Origin of the sequence: Clostridium sp. AM34-9AC, assembly GCF_003480225.1 — a bacterium.
GTDB classification, from domain to species: Bacteria; Bacillota; Clostridia; order Lachnospirales; family Lachnospiraceae; genus Acetatifactor; species Acetatifactor acetigignens.
The window spans coordinates 13,379-30,769 of the sequence record NZ_QUIU01000016.1 but is presented as its reverse complement, the minus strand read 5'-3'; the positions used below and the strand labels follow the sequence as shown (position 1 = coordinate 30,769).

The window sequence follows — 17,391 nt, the reverse complement described above, 5'->3', positions numbered from 1 at the left end:
TATGAATAGTTACACTATAGCACACTTTTCTCTTCCAGTAAAAAATCTTATGAAATTTTAAGAAAGTTGGGGTAACAGTTCAGCCATAGGATGACAGAATTGGTGCCTGGGTGCTTGCACACAAGGCAACGATTCTGTCATTCTATGAGCAGAACGCAAGGTCAATGAAATAAAAGATGAGCTGCGATGCGGCGCCGGCTGCGAAGCAGACGCTTTTATGAATTGGCCTTGCGCTGAACTGTTGCAACGGCTGAACCTTTACAATCTATACACCCAGATCCCCCAGTAAGAGTCTTCTGTTTCAAAGTATCCCACAAGTTCCATACTCATCCTGTCGGCATCGCCGATCTCAGCTCCGGAGAACAGGTACTCACATCCCAGTTCCCGCAATGCCTCCATGTCAAATTCCAGGCCTTCATAGACCAGTGTGTTTCCCTTTTGCAGGCGCATGTAATTGCCGGTAATGCTGTTGAACAGATAGCAGCGGTTCCCCCATGTATCAAAGTATACCCGCACTTCTTCGTTTTTCTCGATCTCCGGCGCAATAACTTCCCGGAATCTGTGCTTGTACTCCAGAGGATAATTGTTGGAATATCCGTCCACCGTATAAAAACCATGCATCAGTGCCGGTGCCGGACTGATCCCCAGATGCGCCACACGATAGGTGCTCTTGTCCCGGCCAATCGCATCATCGATCTCCTGCATCAGATCCTCTGAAAACCAGCTTTCCCAGGAGATATATCCCGTGATTCCGGATCCGTTATTGATCTGGTTCACATTGAGATACATTCCGGAATTCACTTTCAACAGCTGAAGCGTCGGCAACAGACACACTGCCAGGATCACCAGTTTTCCCGGCAGCATCCTGCTGTCGGTATGCGGCACTTTCGTTCTCCACAATACCGCTGCCGCCAGTGCGAACTCCAGATACCAGTCCGCAGGATACAGCCAATAGAACCGGTGGATCTGAAAATAGTGTAAAAATCCCGTGACGCTGTTTTTGAAATCAACGACCACCGTCATATGACAAAATGCATAAAACAATGCGATGCCGATCAGGAATAAAAAGTTGATAACAGCCGCCTTGTATATCATTCTGTCCGTTTCTTCCTTTTTGCAAAATGCTCCCAGAAGCAGGAATATGACAATCGGCAGGATCAGATATTTATGTAAGGACGGTGCGTGTTGTGCGCTGTTCCGGAAGAGGCTCCAAAAAGTCTCAAAAAAGGGAGTCGCGGAAGACACCATTTCTTCCCGGTGGCTGACATAACTGCTGTCTCCCACCAGAATCTCCAGGATCAGTGACCAGTTGACAATGACATAAGTCACCAGCAATTCTGCAAATCCCAGAACCGGCCATTTATTCTTTCTTTTCTGAAAGAAGGCAACAAGGAGTGCCAAAAGCCACAATCCCAGCACCACATAACCGGTATACACCAGGTGGCTGGTCAGGCCGAACAGTAACGTACACATCAATGCGGGAAGGATTCTTTTCCGTTTCCACAGGCACAGAAAGGCATATGCCACCAAAGGAATGCCGAATTCCGAAAGACCGTAGACCGGATATAAGGGCAGCACACAGAAACATGCCCCGGCTATCACCGCCAGAATACTGCTCTCCGTGCTCTCCTTTACCAACAGATACATTCCCAGAAACGCCAGCACAAAACAGATCATGTATTGTGTAAGAAACGCCACCCTGGCAGAAAACAGACAATACAGCGGCAGGAATAGAATGGCCGACGGCTGCATACCGCTGGCATTGACCCCTCCCAGCATCTCCGGATATACCGTACTGCCGTCCCATAAATGTCTGGCGGGAAGCATATAATTCATAATGCTTTCATCCAGCTGGTCGTTGATCTCAAAGATGCAGCCATCCCCCAGAATAAAATAGGGGGAAAAAAATACAACCACGATCAAAATTCCGGTCCACCAGAGAGGAATCCTGTCCAGCCACAGGAGGAACCGGTTGATCTGTCTGCCTATTGCAGGTTTTTCATCAGAAGTGAACAATAATATAGTCCCCCTTATCTACAATATACCCCTCCTGCGGATATTCCGGCAGATCCAGAGACTCTTCTTCCGCTGCCGCATAGAGGCTGATGTCCTCCAGAGCCACCAGCTGATGCCCGTGCATTTCAAAAAATTTCACCAGCTCCGCATCGGAATCAAAGGCATAGCGTCCCCAGTCGATAACAGACAATGCCGGTGTCTGTGCCACCCACACTCCTCTGGATCCACGATTGTATTTATCCAGCAGATCCGGGTCCACCAGATCCGCCAATCGTTTCATCTTATAATAAACAGGGCTGCTGTAGCTCACATAGGCATCCTGAACTATGCTGCAGGGAATATCATAATTTCCCGTGAAGATCACCGGTTTTGAAGTATCAAAGTCCCGTTCCAGATCCATTGCAATCTGATCCACGGTCTTCACTGCCGCATCATATTTTTTCTTGTCAATATAGAACCATCTGGTCATATCCATACACTGGTTCCAGAGGATCACCGCCAGCACCAGAACTGCAAGTGCCCTCACACCAGCAGAGATTTTTCTGCCAGCCGTATTCTTCGCTTTTGGGGACATAGTTCCCGTCAGCTGCCAGATCCCATACACAAAAAGCAGCGCTCCGTATCCACAGAAGACCGGCAGGAACTGTGCCGAACGGTACAATGTGGCTTTTCCTTCAATGAACAGAAGAGAAAATGCTGCCAAATAAGCGGCAGGCAACAACAGAAGTGCCCACAGATCTCTGCCGCGGATCACCCGCACCAGCGTCACCACAAGGATCACAGCCGCTGATAATATAAAAATCCGGATCGGCAGATAAGCATAGGCAAATACCCCATACAGCACAAAGGTCCTCTTGAGGATCATGGCAAGCTCCCCGAAAGCCCCCGGCTGCAGCATCCAGCCCAGCATTTCCGTCACGGAACGCTGTACCGCCTCTCCCCGCAGATATTCCAGGTGAAATGCTTTCGTCACTACCACGATCATCACACTACGCAGCACAATGGCCACAAGCGCCGCCACCGCACCGGCCACCAGTGTGGCAAATATGTCCTTCTCCTGACGTCCCCGTGCGATCCGCTCCGTCAGCAACAAGAGCATCAGCCCCGCCAGCCACAGGATCATAAAGGACTCGTAACATCCCATGGCAATCCACAAAAAGACTGCCGCCGTCAGGATCTTAGCCACTGCCAGGCATCCCAGTTTCTGCCGGATACCGGATCCTTTTTGCATTTTCCGGGTACTGCTCTGCCATTCCCTGACACAGCACAGGCTGATGCCACAGCACAGATAGCCGATGGCGATACCGTTATGCAGGAAATAAGTAAAGACTTCACTGATCAGGGGACTGGAGAGAAAGACAGCACCGAAGAAAGCATAGCCTGCCGTCGGAACCTTCTCTCCCAATACAGAATAAAACAATGCAGACCAGACGACCGCTGCTAGCACCAGTATCACAACTGCCGCAAAATCCGTCACGAAGGGAACAAACTCTGCCAGCGATACCACCTTATTCAGCAAAAACAGAACCCACCGCCCCACAATGGCGATCAGTCCTTCTTCAAAATAATATAAGGATGGCGTATCATCGATGCCGATGGTTGCATTTGTCACCTTATAGCCGTAGGCACACACCGCTGTCAGTAACAGGATCCCCATATACAGGCGGTTCTGCTGGAAGTGTTTCCCGTAGCTCTTCCATTTCTGCATCACTTTTTCCATGCTTTTCATCCATTCCTTTTTCTTATTCGTCCATTACTGTGCTACTCTTCCTCCAGCTTCTCCAGGCGGAAGATTGCAAAATCATAATACATATAATGAAATTCCAATACCTGTTCATAGCTGTACTCATCTTCCATTTCATTGGGGTAGCCCCCCTGGAAGCAGATATACCACAGATTATCATAAGTGTCCAGCTGACTGTAACTGCTCAGTGCTTCCGTATTCACAAAAGGAAGACTGTACAGCTTATATGCGATCGTGTAGTAATGCAGTTCAGGATGATACACATTCAAAAAGATCGTATGCGTATACGGTCCGATGATCGCATCATTCTCCGTCATGTATTCCTCCACGAAATTCTCGTAGGTTTCCAGACCGTCATCATATTCCAGACTGATCTCGGAGGTATACTGTAACAGGAAGCAGAGACCTGCCGTTCCCAGAAGGCCTGCAGCCCATATTTTCCTGCTTTTGCCTTTTGTGTTCTCCGTGATCTGTGCAAATCCCACGGCATACCACAGCATGACAAAGCCCATGCCCGGGAACGCATAACGGCCCATAAAACAGTTATTGACCGTAGCGGAGATCACGCCTCCCACGATACCCGTCAGGGCAAATGTGCCAAACGCGATGGCCGGTGCAATGTTATGATTCTGTCTCACCCAGTCCACGGCTCCGTAACTGAGTACCAGACATAATGCCATTCCCAACAGTACGACAATGCCAATGGGAGTCTCCACCGCTGAGAACCATTCCTTACAATAATCCATCACGGAATACAGCGTTGCCAGTTCCGCAGTGGAACCGTCATCGTAGCGCATCCGCAGGACAAATTGCCGGATCGTCACCGCCAGCCAGGGAGAAAACACCAGCGCCACCGTAAATCCGGAGATAAAATACCCCTTGATCAGCTCCTTCTTATGGCAGATCAGGATCACCGCGAAAAACAGCAGATAGAATAAGAACGTCTGGATCAATGCAAAGGTATGACAATATACCGTGCCGATACTGGCGATGCAGAATACGATCCATTTTTTCCGGGCCGGCTCTCTGAAAATGTCATAGGCAGACAGTCCCGTCAACGTCAGAAAGAACAGGGCCACCGCATACATTCTCACATTTCCCGCCTGTACACTGAAGATCGGCATCAGCAGGGAAAACAGCATAAAATACACCGAAATCTTACGATCAAACAATTTTGCCACATAATATTTTCCCAGCAGCATATATCCCAGCATGAACAGCACGGACATCAGCTTCAATGCCCAGAAATGGGTTCCTCCGCCGCACAGATGATAGAAGCTTTTTAACAGCACATAGTAAAACGGTGAGTGATCATCCGTGGCTGTAATATAGATCAGCCGCTTCCAGGGCAGGGATACCATGGATGCCGAATAAGCCTCATCATACCAAAGGCTGTTGGTAATGCAGAAGGCTCCCCAGAGAAGCAGTGCCGCCACCGGCAGTCCATGCCACAGCAGTGCCCACATATTGTTCTCTGTGAAATTATGCTGTTTTCTTCTCTGTGTCTCCATTACGTCCATAGTTTCTTCCCGTTCTGTCTTTTTTTATTTCACATATCAGATTTCAGATCTTTTATCAGTATCTCCGGTACAGCACCATATCCGCATCCCTGCCGAGCTCTTCATACCCTGCCGTCCGGCACATTTCATCGATGGCTCCACCGCTCACCGTTGCCAGATAACGACTCTGCAGCTCTGTCAGATGCTCCGTAATATATTCCCGTTCACAGCAGCTGATGCCAAAGCCCTTCGGTGCACTGTACAAAAGCTGCCATTTCAGATTCTGATGGCCTTCCGGGGTCTCATCTCCGAAGGTCCAGATCACTACATTCTCATAATTCGGCACCTGTTCTGTGTCCATGGCCAGTTTTTCCGAGAAGATTTCCCGCCAGTACTCCACCTGTGCCTGCCGTTCCTCTGTCACATAGGGAATCTGATAGTCATAAGGCTCCACCGCCTTGAAGCTGTACAGATACAGGAAAGCCGCTCCCAGAAGCACCGCTTTCTTATAATATCTGGTCTCCAGCATACTGACGATGAAAATGCCTGCTGCGATAAAGGTCAGGAAATGTTTGCTGCCTTCCACCATTTTGTACATGAGCAAATGTGCGAACAGCATGGCGATGAGGCTCAGGGCAAAATGCACTTCAATAACCAGCTGGTTGTGCAGTTCCCGTTTTCTGTCCTCTGTCAGTGTGTACGGTCCGAACAGCGCCTCCCGTACCTTCTTATCCTCCGGCTCCATAGCGATCCGTTCCACCCGCTTCGCCCGGCGCAGTGTGCGGATGTCCAGAAAACTCTGCACCAACAGGATCAGCAGTACCAACAGATAACCGTCAAAAAAGGCTCCGGAAGCCAGGCCATTCCGTCCCCCTTCGATACAATGTCTGTAGAATTCCAGTCCTTTCCAGTAAAGTGTTCCGAAAAGGTTGCGGAAGCCCGCGCCGATCCCATCAGTGAAAAAGGTAGTGATCCAGTCCGTATAAAACAGCGGTGTAAAATATTCCGCTCCCAGATAATGTTTGATCAGGGCATAGGTAATTCCCGTTGCCGCCACTATCAGAATCGATCCGATCCACCCTGCCTTTTTATTACGGCAGATCCAGAAATAGCAGGCCAGAGCCAGAAACAGCAGCATATAAGGCCGCATCAGGGTCAGCAGTACCGAGATCACGAACATGGCGATCAGTTTCCCGCGGCTCTCCTTTTTCAGATAGCTCATGGCCAGTCCGTAGAACAGGATCAGCAAGCTGAAGCAGATCACCTCCGGCATACCGGACAGCATATATCTGACAAACAGGGAATACAGGCTGAACAATACCGTCAGGATCCCCAGCTGTTTCCAGGTGGGCTTCACCAGCCAGACAAATACAAACATGGTGATCGTCAGCAGCACGATATTGCAGATCACCGGAGACAGCAGATTCCAGCCGAATAACAGTCCCCACAGGATCCAGGGAAATACCAGCACCGGACTCCATGCTGCAAAGGACAACTGCAACGCATGACTTTCGTTAAAACCGAAATATCCCCGGGGAAAACCGTAATTTACGATTCCCTCCACCTGCTTGAAATAGAATAATTCGTCGTTCCATTCCGAAGAGGGAAGATACACCTGTCCGATGCTTCTTCCTTCCGCTGCCGTCCGTACCAGACAGCAGAGCAGGGGAAGCAGTGCCATCAGTACCGCTTTCAGCAGTGTCATATAACGTTTGTCCTGTTTCCACCAATCCACAAAACGTTCTTTCTTCATCCGTTTTCCTGTTACCCTTCTGTTTTATTTCGATTTACCGGTCTTCCTCACCCAGATGGATCTTTTCCCGGATCACATACTGGGGAGAATTATTCATGCTGATGTAAATACGTCCCACATATTCCCCGATCAGTCCCAGCATGATCATGATCATGCCGCCGAAAAATACCACGGCTGCCATCAGGGCACTAAAGCCCATGGGCACATTAGGATTCACCAGACGCTTGATAATGGTATAGATTCCATAGAGGAAGCCCATACCGGCACATCCCACACCCAGTGTAGTGGCAATCCGCAGCGGTTTCACCGAGAATGCGGTAAATCCGTTGAACCATAAGCCCAGCAGCTTTTTCAATGTATATCCGGAACTGCCTTCCTCTCTTTCCCTGTGACACACCGCCACATTGGTAATGTTTTTGGTGGCCCGGAGCACCAGTCCAATGACATAGGGGTAGGAATTCTCATAGCGGATCATATCCTCCACCACGAATCTCTTCACTGCAAAATAGCTGGAAATATACAGATCCGCCGGTTTATCCAGCATCATCCGGGTCATCAGCTCATTGACCTTGCTTCCCATATTCCGGAATGTGGAATGCTGTTTATGTTCGTAGCTGGCGTAAACGGCATCGAAACCCTCTTCCAGCTTGCCCAGCAGCTTGTCCACTTCATCCGCCGGTGTCTGTCCGTCATCATCCAGACACACCACGTAATCGCCGTCGGAATGACGAAGTCCCGCCATCAGTGCCGCATGCTGTCCGAAATTCCGGGCAAAGCCGATTCCCTTGACATTGTCATATTTATCACACAGATCCCTTATGGTTCCCATGGTATTGTCCGGGGAAGCATCGTTCACCAGAAAAATATCGTATTCATACTGCGTGAGTTCCTGCATTTTTTCCCGGATCTCCTTCACCACATGGGGTAAGGTATGTTCCGAGCGATAACAGGGGATTACAAAACTTACTTTTTTCATAATTGTGTTCTATTCCTCGTTTTCCTGATCATTTCCGGAATTCACTGCTGCCATCCAGACGATGTCCCGGTAGTCGCCTTCAATACACACATCGTCCCGCAACAGGCCCTCTCTGCGAAATCCCGCTTTTTCATAGCTGCGGATCGCCTGCCCGTTCTCCGACAGAGCCCGCAGGTACACTCTGTGCAGCTGTTCTTCCTCGAAGCAGTACCGGAGCATCAGCTTTGCCGCTGCCGTACCGGCACCTCTGCCTCTGGCATCGGCCTCTCCGATGAAAATACCGTATTCCGCCTTGTTATGATGTCTGTCAATATCCCGGATATAGACGGATCCCAGTGGCTTGTCGTTTGCCAGATCACAGATGATCATCTGCACCACATCGCCGGTCTCCACATGGGTCCGGATCCAGTTCTCATGGGACTCTCTGGTAAAAAGAGCCTGATAGATAAAATTTTTCCGCACGGCATCACTGTTGCGCCATGCCACGATCCGGTCGGTATCCTCACGGGTCATCAGCCGTAAATAGATTCCTGCTCCGGTATCCCGGTAAACTCCGGGAATCCGTTCCGGCGCTATCCGCTTTTTTATTTCTGTCCGCATGGTATCCTGCATAATATTCACTCCTTATGCCTGTCTGTAGGCATTGCACAGATCGATCACTCTGGCGATCTCATCCTCCCGCATCTCCGGGAACAGCGGCAGGGTCACGCAGTGTGCGGCCAGATATTCCGCATTGGGACAGTCTCCCGGCTGATAGCCCAGATTGGCATAAGCCTTCTGTAAATGGCAGGGTACCGGATAATGCATGTTACATTCCACATCATTTGCTGCCATATATCGGATAAAGTCTTCATGATCCGGCACCGTGATGACAAACAGATGGAAGACCGGAGTGGTGTTCTCCGGATGTCTCTGCATGGTGATCAACGGATTTGTGATCTCCTTCAGATAACGATGTCCGATCTCCTGCCGTCTCTTCGTCCACTCCGGCAGATATTTCAGGCTGACACTCAACACTGCCCCCTGCAGACCTTCCAGCCGGTAGTTGTAACCGATCTCATCATGATAATACCGCACATCACAGCCTTGATTCTTCAGACGGTCGATATGCTTATAATATTTTTCTTCCTGACAGGTAACACTGCCGCCCTCACCAAAGGCGTAGAGGTTCTTGCCCGGGTAGAAGCTGAAGCAGCCCAGGTCTCCCAGTGTTCCCACATTTCTGTCCTCAAACTTTGCTCCGTGAGCCTGGGCACAATCCTCCACCACAAACAGTCCGTGACGGTCTGCGATCTTGCGGACTCCCGCATAGTCAAAAGGCTGACCGTAGAGGTGAACACCGATAATGCCTTTCGTCTTTTCCGTGATCTTAGCCTCCAGTACGGAAGGATCGATCTCCCAGGTATCCGGCGTACAGTCTGCGAACACCGGTGTGGCTCCTGTATAGCTTACCCCCCATGCAGTTGCTATATAAGTATTGGCCGGAACGATCACTTCATCCCCGGGGCCTACACCCAATGCCAGCATTGCCAGATGCAAAGCGGAGGTACCGTTGTTGACACCACTGGCAAATTTGCTTCCCACATAGGCGGCAAACTCTTTGTCAAAGGCATCTGCATATTTCCCGCCGGAAAAAGCGGTCTCTTTACATACGTTCTCAATGGCTTTCCGGTAGGCTTCCGCATGCGCCTCCACATCTCTTGTCAGATCGATTCTTTTAATATGTGCCATGGTATTATCCTTCTTTCTTCCGTTTCCGGGGCAAAAGCCCTCAACCTTGATGCCTACGGATTGTTCCGTGCTACGCACTTATGAGCGAGTTCATGTGGGCTTAGACCTTTTTCCCCTGGCATCTTATATATGCTTCTTAATATAAAACTCGTTAAACAATCTTGCAATCTGTACCAGATAATTACAGATCGTCTTAAATACCTTAACGGTAGTATTGTAATCTTCCTGCCACTCCACCGGGTAATCCAGGATCTTCACGCCCCGCTTCTCCGCCCGTAACAGGAATTCGATCATATAGAACCAGCCGTTATCCTGACTGCAGCCCTCAATCAGGGAAAGAGCAGTCTGTCTGCGTACAAAGGTAAAGCCGCAGATGGCATCCGTGGACTTCATCCGCAGGAACAGTTTCAACAGAATCAACAGTCCCTGGGACGTGATCCTGCGATACCATTTTCTTCCCTTTGTATCGGATTCTCTGGCGAAACGGCTGCCGTTAATGTATTCGATCTGAGGCTGTGTTTCAAAAAGATGGATTGCCTCTCCCAGATGTTTGATATTGGTAGACAGGTCAATGTCCATATATCCCACCACGTCACCGTGGCTCAATTCCACACCTCTGCGGAAAGCCGCACCGACACCGCGGACATTGATTCTCTCATATCTTACTTTTTCATATTTCTGACAGAGCATCTCCGCGATCTGCGGGGTCTCGTCCTCGGAACCGTTATCCACAATAATGATCTCATAATCTTCAAATGCGATCTTGCGCAGATACTCCACCGTCCGTGTCACACCGCTTTCCAGCCGCAGACGCTCATTTAATACCGGAAAAATTATCGTAAACATCATTTTGTCAGTTTTTCCACTCCTTCTATTACATAACGCTGTCTCTTAAAGCTCATATTCAGAATGACGGACAGGTATTTGAAGATCAATGTCAGCATCACCGACATCATGAAAAATCCAAAAGAAATCAGAGTCATCAGGCTCATCCAGCCTTCCACCGGGCGTACCGTGCTGAAGATGGAATAAACGATCCACCCGAACATGATCACCATGACTACAAACAGAATACTACTGATCAGCATGGAAAATTTCTCCAGTACATCCGTGAAAATGATCAGCGTATCCAGAGCCAGACTGCTGCGGGTATTCCGCTCTTCCCGGTTCCTGGTTCCCTTTGCCATCTCTTTATTGTCATAGACTATGGTCTCCGCCCGCAGTCCGCAGTTCATATACATGGCCTTGCGGTAAGGAATATACGCATTCATCTGATTCACACGGTTCACTGCCCGTCTGGAAATAATGCGGAAACGTTCCTGACGCAGCTTATGGGTATTACGGCTTCCCAAATTGTACACCGCATAGAAAAGTCTGGAGGTAAATGCTACATTCCGCTTCGGTGCCGCAGCCACCACGTCATAGCCTTCCAATGCCTTATGATAGATATCCATGATCAGGGACGGTTCAAAATCCAGCAGACAACGGTCGAATTCAAAGAGAAAATCTCCAACAGCCAGATCTCTTCCGGCGTTCATGGCCATTTCCACCCCCTGATAAAAGCTCAGATTGATCAGGCTCACCACATGGCGGGTATTGCTTTCTCCCAGATACCGGTGGATCTCCTCAATGGTATCATCCATGCAGCAGTCATTCACACAGACGATCTCATATTTTTCAAAATTCTGTTCCATGGTCCCGCAGACAGTCTTCAGAAACTCTCTGATATTTTTTCCATCGTTGTGCAGATACAGCACGCAGGATACGAAATTTTTCTCTTTATTCTGTATTGCTTCTTTCTCCATAATGTTTCCTTTTTCTTCGCGATTAATCTAAAAACGGATCCAGATCATATACGGTATTGATCTTGCCCGATAATACACTGATAAAAACAGGATCTTCGGAAAGAGCCCGGATTACTGTGGGTCTCGAATCGTCGATCTCCGAAGCCTTCAGAATGGGCTTCATGGAAAACAAAGATTTCTCATAGCTGAACGCATACTCTTCCCGCATATATTTCCGTGCCAGTGTGGACATATACTCCCAGGCGCTCTCCGGTCTGCCGGGGCAATCGTTACAGTTCCCCAGAAAACCTCCCTGACAGCAGTTGCCATTCTCTCCCACACAGGGAAACTGTGGTGTCGCATCATAGCTGGTCTTATGAGGAGTAAAGGTTACCGAAGTCAGGGAATGATAACCGGTCTTTCCAAACGGCATAATGGAGAAAAAGGGGCCATCCATTACCGTAAAACCGATATTCCGGATCTTATCGCTGGCTTTGCAGAGAATGATCTCGCACAGTTCATATTTCAGTCCGAAATCCTGAGTCTCTGCGCCCTTTACTTTCCTCAGGATCTGATTCACAGAAGCATAGGTGGCATTCAGGACAAAGGGAGCCCGGTAGACCTCCTGTTTTCCTTCGTGAAGTGCCGTCACCTCATAACAGTCCGTCTGCTTTTCGATCTCCGTGATCTTCCGTCCGAAATGCAGCTTTATGCCGGGATATTTTGCAATCTCCTCCATGAGGTAATCCCGCAAAATATGGGCATCGTACGTATATTCCTCCGTCAGGAACGCTCCGTCACACAAGCCCGGCTGAAAATACTCTTCCACCGGAAGAGGTTTGCAGGGGATCCCCGCATCCTTGCAGAATTTGCGGAACTCGGTTGCGTCTGTCCAGGAAAAATGGCTGGAAGTCGCGTAGATCTGCTCAAACTTCGTATGAATACAGAAGGAATAGTCCTCCACAAAACGCTTGAAATACCCCGCTGATTTCATAGCGGTGGACAGAGATCTGGGATAATGGTAGCCCATGTGAACTCTGGCCTGATTGATATATGTGGCTCTGGTAAAAGGAGCCTGTTCGATCTCCAGTACCTCTACCTGTTGTCCTCTTTTTCCACAGTACAGGGCCGCGTACAAGCCATACAGTCCCGCACCGATGATCAGTTTATCCATTTTTCCTCCTGCCGGTGACAAGCGCCAGTACATAAGGCAGCGCCAGCATCACCGGATATACATATCGCATCTGTACGGTGGGCCCGAACAACATGGTCCCGTAATAGCCTGCCACAATGGCAAGGGGCAGACAGAACCGCTTCCTGTCTACGATCACCAGCACTGCTGCCAGGGCCAGATACAGCCACAGATAGCTTCCCGGCACGAAGAGATATTTCAATACCGGAGTCCGCAGATAACTGTTGTTCTCCGCCCAGCTCTCCAGCTGTTCAAAGAGCCACGGCCATTTGCTGTCCTTGTAGATCCCTCTGTCATTCAGCGTGTCTTCTTCCCATCTGGTCTGCACATAGCTTAATCCTGCTCTGCCCTCCACACGGTTCACATCCGCATGGGTCGTATCAAACGGAGACAGGAACCCGGCATTGGTAGCCAGTGCCGCATTGATCATATCTCCCGGATACTGCGTCAGCAGGTGCAGATATACCCGGATAAATTCACCGGAACGGTAGCGTGCCACATAAGTGTTGGTATGTCTTTTGACAGGATCCGCAATTCCGGGATCATAATCCCGATACGCCTCATCCAGAATAAAATCATTGATCAGTGCTTTGTCCGCCGCATCCATGGTATTGTCATCCTCCGCAAGGACGCTGACTCCCCCGTGATAGATCATACAGCGGGATAACTGCTGGATCGGCATGCTCAGCATCTCCCGGCGGTCTCCCTGTTCCGCATGCGTGACGGAAAATACCGCAGACAGCACAAAAAGCCCTACGCAGAAAGCTGCTCCGCATACCACCAGCAGTCTCCCCCAGAGCTTCCTCGCTTTTTTTCCGAAACAAAAGGTCAGGAATGTAAAAGCCAACAATACGATCATTGCATATTTTCCGTTGTTACGGAATAAGATCATCCCCACGGTTCCCAGGGCAAACAGCAGATCCCGGATCCCGGGCCGCCAGGCATTGCGGTCTTCCCACAGCAGATCTGCGAGACTGACCAGCTGCAACAGCAAAAATACACTGAATACCGTGTCCTTGGTCATGCTGACACTCATATACCAGTGAAACGGGAAAAACATCCCCAGTAACTGAATGGCCAGCTGCCACCCTGCGGCAGTTTTCCGGTGATGCAGTACCAGCATTCCATAAGCCATGCTTCCCGAAAGCAGCAGCATCTGTACTGCCGTATAGAATGCCATTCCGGCATTCACACTGCCGAAGATATGACTTCCCAGCCACAGCATCCCCTGTAGAAACAGAGTATGCACAATGGGGTGATGATCGAAATAATAATGTTCCATGATCTGTCCCGTCTGCACCGGTGCATCATAGGCACAGATTCCGGGATAATATGCCAGATATACCGGCAGCCAGGCCAACAGCAGAAACAACAGACTTCCGAAAAATATCTGCACACCGGAGCGGCGCTGCAGCCAGGCGGAAAGGCGGGCATACCATGCAGCCTGCTTTTTCCCGGTGTCTTCGGCGGTCTGTGCCCGGTTCCAAAGTCGATGCACCACCCAGGTTCCAAGAAATCCCAGAAGGCACCCCAGCACTACCGTCCACAGCAAAGTACTTCCGATGTAGTCTGCCGTCCACAGGATGTTTCCCGCAGATGCCAGATCTTTTTCTGTTTTTGCAAAAAATACAAACAGACATCCCAGAACACTCAGCAATACAACGCCTTTGCGTCTGGGAAGAATTTTCTTTTCCTGCATATTACAACCCTTTACGCACCTGATGCTCCCCATGGACGCGATTCAGGCGATATTCAAAATCTTTCCGGTCCTTGGCCGCCATGACTTCCAGCATCATACCGGCAAAAAACGACTGGATCCCCGCCAGCAGGATAAAGCCACAGGCGATCAGTGTCGGGAATCTGGGCACCAGACCGGTATTCAGATATTCCAGGAAGACCGGTACGAACAGGATCACGGAAACAGCGATCAATAACAGGGCCAGCATACCGAAAAAGTGCAGCGGCTTGTAATTTTTGTACAGCTGCATCATTTTACGGATCACACGGAAGCCATCGCTGTAGGTATTCAGCTTGGACTCACTGCCCTGGGGACGATTGCGGTATTCCACCACTACGTTTTCCACCTGCATGTTGTAGTTCACCGCGTGGATCGTCATCTCTGTCTCGATCTCGAATCCCTTGGAAAATACCGGGAACGTCTTTACAAATTCATAGCTGAAAGCGCGATAACCAGTCATGATATCCTTAATGTTGGCATGAAACAGGCTGTTGATCCCCGCCCGCATCAGACTGTTGCCGAAATTGTGGAACGGGCGCTTGTTCTCCGTAAAATAAGTAGAGGAAAGCCGGTCTCCCACCACCATATCCGCCTGGTGCTGCAATACCCTGTCTACCATCTCCTGTGCGCAATCCAGCGGATATGTGTCATCTCCGTCGATCATCAGGTAACATTCCGCATCGATCTCACGGAACATCCGGCGTATTACATTTCCCTTTCCCTGTGCATATTCATAGCGTACGATTGCTCCTGCCTCCGTAGCCAGCTCCACAGTGCGGTCGGTGGAATTGTTATCATATACATAGGTCACTGCCTGGGGCAGGAACTTTTTCACATCCGACACCACCTTGGCGATGGTCTTTTCCTCGTTATAGCAGGGAATCAATACCGCAATTTTATCCATTTTCCATTCCTCGTATTTCATTTTATCATTCAGAGCATCACATAAATTTGCAAAACCGCCTGATAAATCGGGCTTTCCTTTTGCATATATAAAACTATTGTACCACGCTTATTGATTTACAGCCACTGTTTTTTTATGCTATAATCAAGCGTGAAAATGCAGCGCTCAAAAGTTCCGGAAGACTTCCTGTCTCTCGCCGGTGCTTGCTGGCAAGAAAGGACTTTTCCCATGCAAAAGTTTTATCGTCTGTCTGTAAATATCGTAAAGATCCTGACACTGCTGCTGGCAGTTTTTCTGTTTATTGGCAGCTTTCTCACTACCTGTTATGCCGAAAACATGGAGACCCAGCAGGTGCTTCTGCGCTTTGACAATCCCTTGTGGAATCTGCCAGAGCTTGCCGGATACGGGCTTTTATTTGCCTGTTGTCTGTCTCTGTCCGGCAAGGCCGGTGCGAAATTCCGCCGCGGGCTGCTTGTTTTTACTCTGGGGCTGATCCTGCTTCTGGGTGGGGTGCTCATCGTCTTCGGCCGCACAGTTCCTGCTGCGGACGCCTTATCTGTATACAATGCTGCCGCTGAATGGATCCTTGGAAATAAAGATATTATCCACCCCACTGTCTCTTATCTGTCCTATTATCCACAGCAGATCGGCCTGATGGCCTTTCTGGAGCTGCTGCTCCGCCTGTGGAATCTCACCGGGCTGAGCGCTCCCGCCTGGCATTTTGTCAAGCTGGTCTATGTCTGCCTGCTGTGCGTGGCCGTTCTGTTCCAGTACCGTTCCCTGCGCTATCTGTGGCCGGATGATTGGGAACCGGTCTCCTGCTGTTATCTGATTCTGGTATGCTGTAACCTGCCTATGATCCTGTACAGTTCCTTCGTCTATGGCGAGATCCCTTCCTTCGCAATGCTTTCTGTGGGACTATTTCTTCTGTTAAAGCTGTTGGCAGACTGTATTCCGGCACATTCCGTGGAGACCACTTCCCCGGACGGCACCCACGTCGTGGGTACTTCCCACGCATTATCCGCAGTTACGGTCTTTACCGCCCTTGGCAGTATCCTGTTCCTTACTTTAAGTGTGATGCTGCGCAAGAACTCCCTGATCCTCATTATTGCTGTGCTGCTGGTGCTGTTCTTCGAAGCGCTGCGTCCGGGACGCAGCGGCAGGGCGTGCATCGGCCTGATGGCTATGGCAGTCTGTCTTTCCATTACCTCCGTGGGAGTCCTGCCGCTGGTGCAGAAGTGCTACGAGAAAAAAGCTGGCAATACCTTAAGTTCCGGTGTCACCGCCGTGTCCTATTTTGCCATGGGGATGCAGGAATCTTCCCGGGGATGCGGCTGGTACAACGGCTTCAATATCGATACCTATGATGCTGCCGGGATGAATTCCGACGCAGCCAATGCAATCAGCCGGGCGGCGATCAACGAGCGTATAGCCTATTTCCGGGAGCATCCCGGCTATGCCGTGAACTTCTATCTCCACAAGCATCTGTCTCAATGGGCAGACGGTACTTATGCCAGCCGGCAGGCCACTCTGGCCACCTACGGTGGGCGAAGCGACTTTTTGAAGGAAGTCTATGAAGGTTCTCTTGCCTCTGCTTATATCGAATGGGGCAATGCCTGGCAGAATGTGTTGTATCTGGGCATGCTGTTGTTCTGTATTGCTACAGTCAGAAAGCGCCGTCCCGGCAATGGCTCCGCGAATGCCGCAGCCAACGACGATTTCCGTTTCCACAACATCTGCCTCTACACCTATACGGGACTGATCGCCGTGCTGGGCGGTTTCCTGTTCCACACGATCTGGGAAGCCAATTCCCGCTATATTTTCGTGTACAGCCTGCTGCTGATGCCTTACTGTGCCGCCGGGATCCATGATGGACTCGTGCGTCTGGCAGCATGGCGCAGCAACAGAACGCTGACACGTCACTCAAATTCATAAAAGCAAAAAACTCCCGTGAATCGAATAAAATAACATTCCATTCGGTTCACGGGAGTTCTCGTTTGTATTTTAAACCTCAAAATTCACAAATAAAATACAAAAATATGTTTTTTCAAGCC

Annotated in this window: 13 protein-coding genes; 1 reads left to right on the top strand and 12 read right to left on the bottom strand. The window is 49.8% G+C overall.

What is annotated here, in order from left to right:
* Positions 1-258 precede the first annotated feature (258 nt).
* From DW835_RS10730 to DW835_RS10675, 12 genes are all read right to left on the bottom strand, one after another.
* A complete protein-coding gene (locus DW835_RS10730) occupies positions 259-2,016 on the bottom strand; it encodes a DUF6044 family protein (protein WP_118669060.1) in 1,758 nt (585 codons plus the stop codon).
* Positions 2,003-3,745 (bottom strand): glucosyltransferase domain-containing protein, encoded by a 1,743-nt coding sequence (locus DW835_RS10725; RefSeq protein WP_118669061.1) that lies wholly within the window; start codon positions 3,743-3,745, stop codon positions 2,003-2,005. The genes DW835_RS10730 and DW835_RS10725 overlap by 14 nt, the downstream gene beginning before the upstream one ends.
* A gap of 32 nt (positions 3,746-3,777) precedes the next feature.
* Positions 3,778-5,280, bottom strand: coding sequence for a glycosyltransferase family 39 protein (locus tag DW835_RS10720; RefSeq protein ID WP_117466136.1), 1,503 nt, complete (start codon positions 5,278-5,280; stop codon positions 3,778-3,780).
* A 55-nt stretch (positions 5,281-5,335) separates the two neighbouring features.
* A complete protein-coding gene (locus DW835_RS10715; RefSeq protein WP_118537912.1) occupies positions 5,336-7,012 on the bottom strand; it encodes a hypothetical protein in 1,677 nt (558 codons plus the stop codon).
* 34 nt (positions 7,013-7,046) lie between these two features.
* On the bottom strand, positions 7,047-7,988 hold the full coding sequence (locus DW835_RS10710) for a glycosyltransferase family 2 protein (RefSeq protein WP_117466134.1): 942 nt from the start codon (positions 7,986-7,988) through the stop codon (positions 7,047-7,049).
* Positions 7,989-7,997: 9 nt separating this feature from the next.
* The gene (locus tag DW835_RS10705; protein WP_022312311.1) at positions 7,998-8,600 is read right to left on the bottom strand and encodes a GNAT family protein; all 603 of its coding nucleotides are present in this window, start codon (positions 8,598-8,600) and stop codon (positions 7,998-8,000) included.
* A gap of 12 nt (positions 8,601-8,612) precedes the next feature.
* Positions 8,613-9,719: a DegT/DnrJ/EryC1/StrS family aminotransferase gene (locus DW835_RS10700; protein WP_118669095.1), complete on the bottom strand. Its 1,107-nt coding sequence runs from the start codon at positions 9,717-9,719 to the stop codon at positions 8,613-8,615.
* Positions 9,720-9,842: 123 nt separating this feature from the next.
* Positions 9,843-10,568, bottom strand: coding sequence for a glycosyltransferase (locus DW835_RS10695; RefSeq protein WP_022312313.1), 726 nt, complete (start codon positions 10,566-10,568; stop codon positions 9,843-9,845).
* Positions 10,565-11,524, bottom strand: a complete 960-nt coding sequence (locus DW835_RS10690; protein ID WP_118669062.1) for a glycosyltransferase — start codon at positions 11,522-11,524, stop codon at positions 10,565-10,567. Before DW835_RS10690 ends, DW835_RS10695 begins: the two co-directional genes overlap by 4 nt.
* A 22-nt stretch (positions 11,525-11,546) precedes the next feature.
* Positions 11,547-12,677 (bottom strand): FAD-dependent oxidoreductase, encoded by a 1,131-nt coding sequence (locus tag DW835_RS10685; RefSeq protein ID WP_243037136.1) that lies wholly within the window; start codon positions 12,675-12,677, stop codon positions 11,547-11,549.
* The gene (locus tag DW835_RS10680; RefSeq protein ID WP_118669064.1) at positions 12,670-14,394 is read right to left on the bottom strand and encodes a DUF6020 family protein; all 1,725 of its coding nucleotides are present in this window, start codon (positions 14,392-14,394) and stop codon (positions 12,670-12,672) included. Before DW835_RS10680 ends, DW835_RS10685 begins: the two co-directional genes overlap by 8 nt.
* A 1-nt stretch (position 14,395) precedes the next feature.
* Positions 14,396-15,337: a glycosyltransferase family 2 protein gene (locus DW835_RS10675; RefSeq protein ID WP_118669096.1), complete on the bottom strand. Its 942-nt coding sequence runs from the start codon at positions 15,335-15,337 to the stop codon at positions 14,396-14,398.
* 228 nt (positions 15,338-15,565) lie between these two features.
* Here DW835_RS10675 and DW835_RS10670 point away from each other — a divergent pair, with 228 nt between their 5' ends.
* Positions 15,566-17,272: a hypothetical protein gene (locus DW835_RS10670; RefSeq protein WP_118669065.1), complete on the top strand. Its 1,707-nt coding sequence runs from the start codon at positions 15,566-15,568 to the stop codon at positions 17,270-17,272.
* Positions 17,273-17,391 lie beyond the last annotated feature (119 nt).

Bases quoted from the DNA above. Each gene is read 5' to 3' on its own strand.
- DW835_RS10715 (WP_118537912.1), bottom strand. From the start codon at position 7,012: ATGAAGAAAGAACGTTTTGTGGATTGGTGGAAACAGGACAAACGTTAT.
- DW835_RS10685 (WP_243037136.1), bottom strand. From the start codon at position 12,677: ATGGATAAACTGATCATCGGTGCGGGACTGTATGGCTTGTACGCGGCC.
- DW835_RS10695 (WP_022312313.1), bottom strand. From the start codon at position 10,568: ATGATGTTTACGATAATTTTTCCGGTATTAAATGAGCGTCTGCGGCTG.
- DW835_RS10670 (WP_118669065.1), top strand. From the start codon at position 15,566: ATGCAAAAGTTTTATCGTCTGTCTGTAAATATCGTAAAGATCCTGACA.
- DW835_RS10700 (WP_118669095.1), bottom strand. From the start codon at position 9,719: ATGGCACATATTAAAAGAATCGATCTGACAAGAGATGTGGAGGCGCAT.
- DW835_RS10725 (WP_118669061.1), bottom strand. From the start codon at position 3,745: ATGAAAAGCATGGAAAAAGTGATGCAGAAATGGAAGAGCTACGGGAAA.
- DW835_RS10680 (WP_118669064.1), bottom strand. From the start codon at position 14,394: ATGCAGGAAAAGAAAATTCTTCCCAGACGCAAAGGCGTTGTATTGCTG.
- DW835_RS10705 (WP_022312311.1), bottom strand. From the start codon at position 8,600: ATGCAGGATACCATGCGGACAGAAATAAAAAAGCGGATAGCGCCGGAA.
- DW835_RS10710 (WP_117466134.1), bottom strand. From the start codon at position 7,988: ATGAAAAAAGTAAGTTTTGTAATCCCCTGTTATCGCTCGGAACATACC.
- DW835_RS10675 (WP_118669096.1), bottom strand. From the start codon at position 15,337: ATGGATAAAATTGCGGTATTGATTCCCTGCTATAACGAGGAAAAGACC.
- DW835_RS10720 (WP_117466136.1), bottom strand. From the start codon at position 5,280: ATGGACGTAATGGAGACACAGAGAAGAAAACAGCATAATTTCACAGAG.
- DW835_RS10690 (WP_118669062.1), bottom strand. From the start codon at position 11,524: ATGGAGAAAGAAGCAATACAGAATAAAGAGAAAAATTTCGTATCCTGC.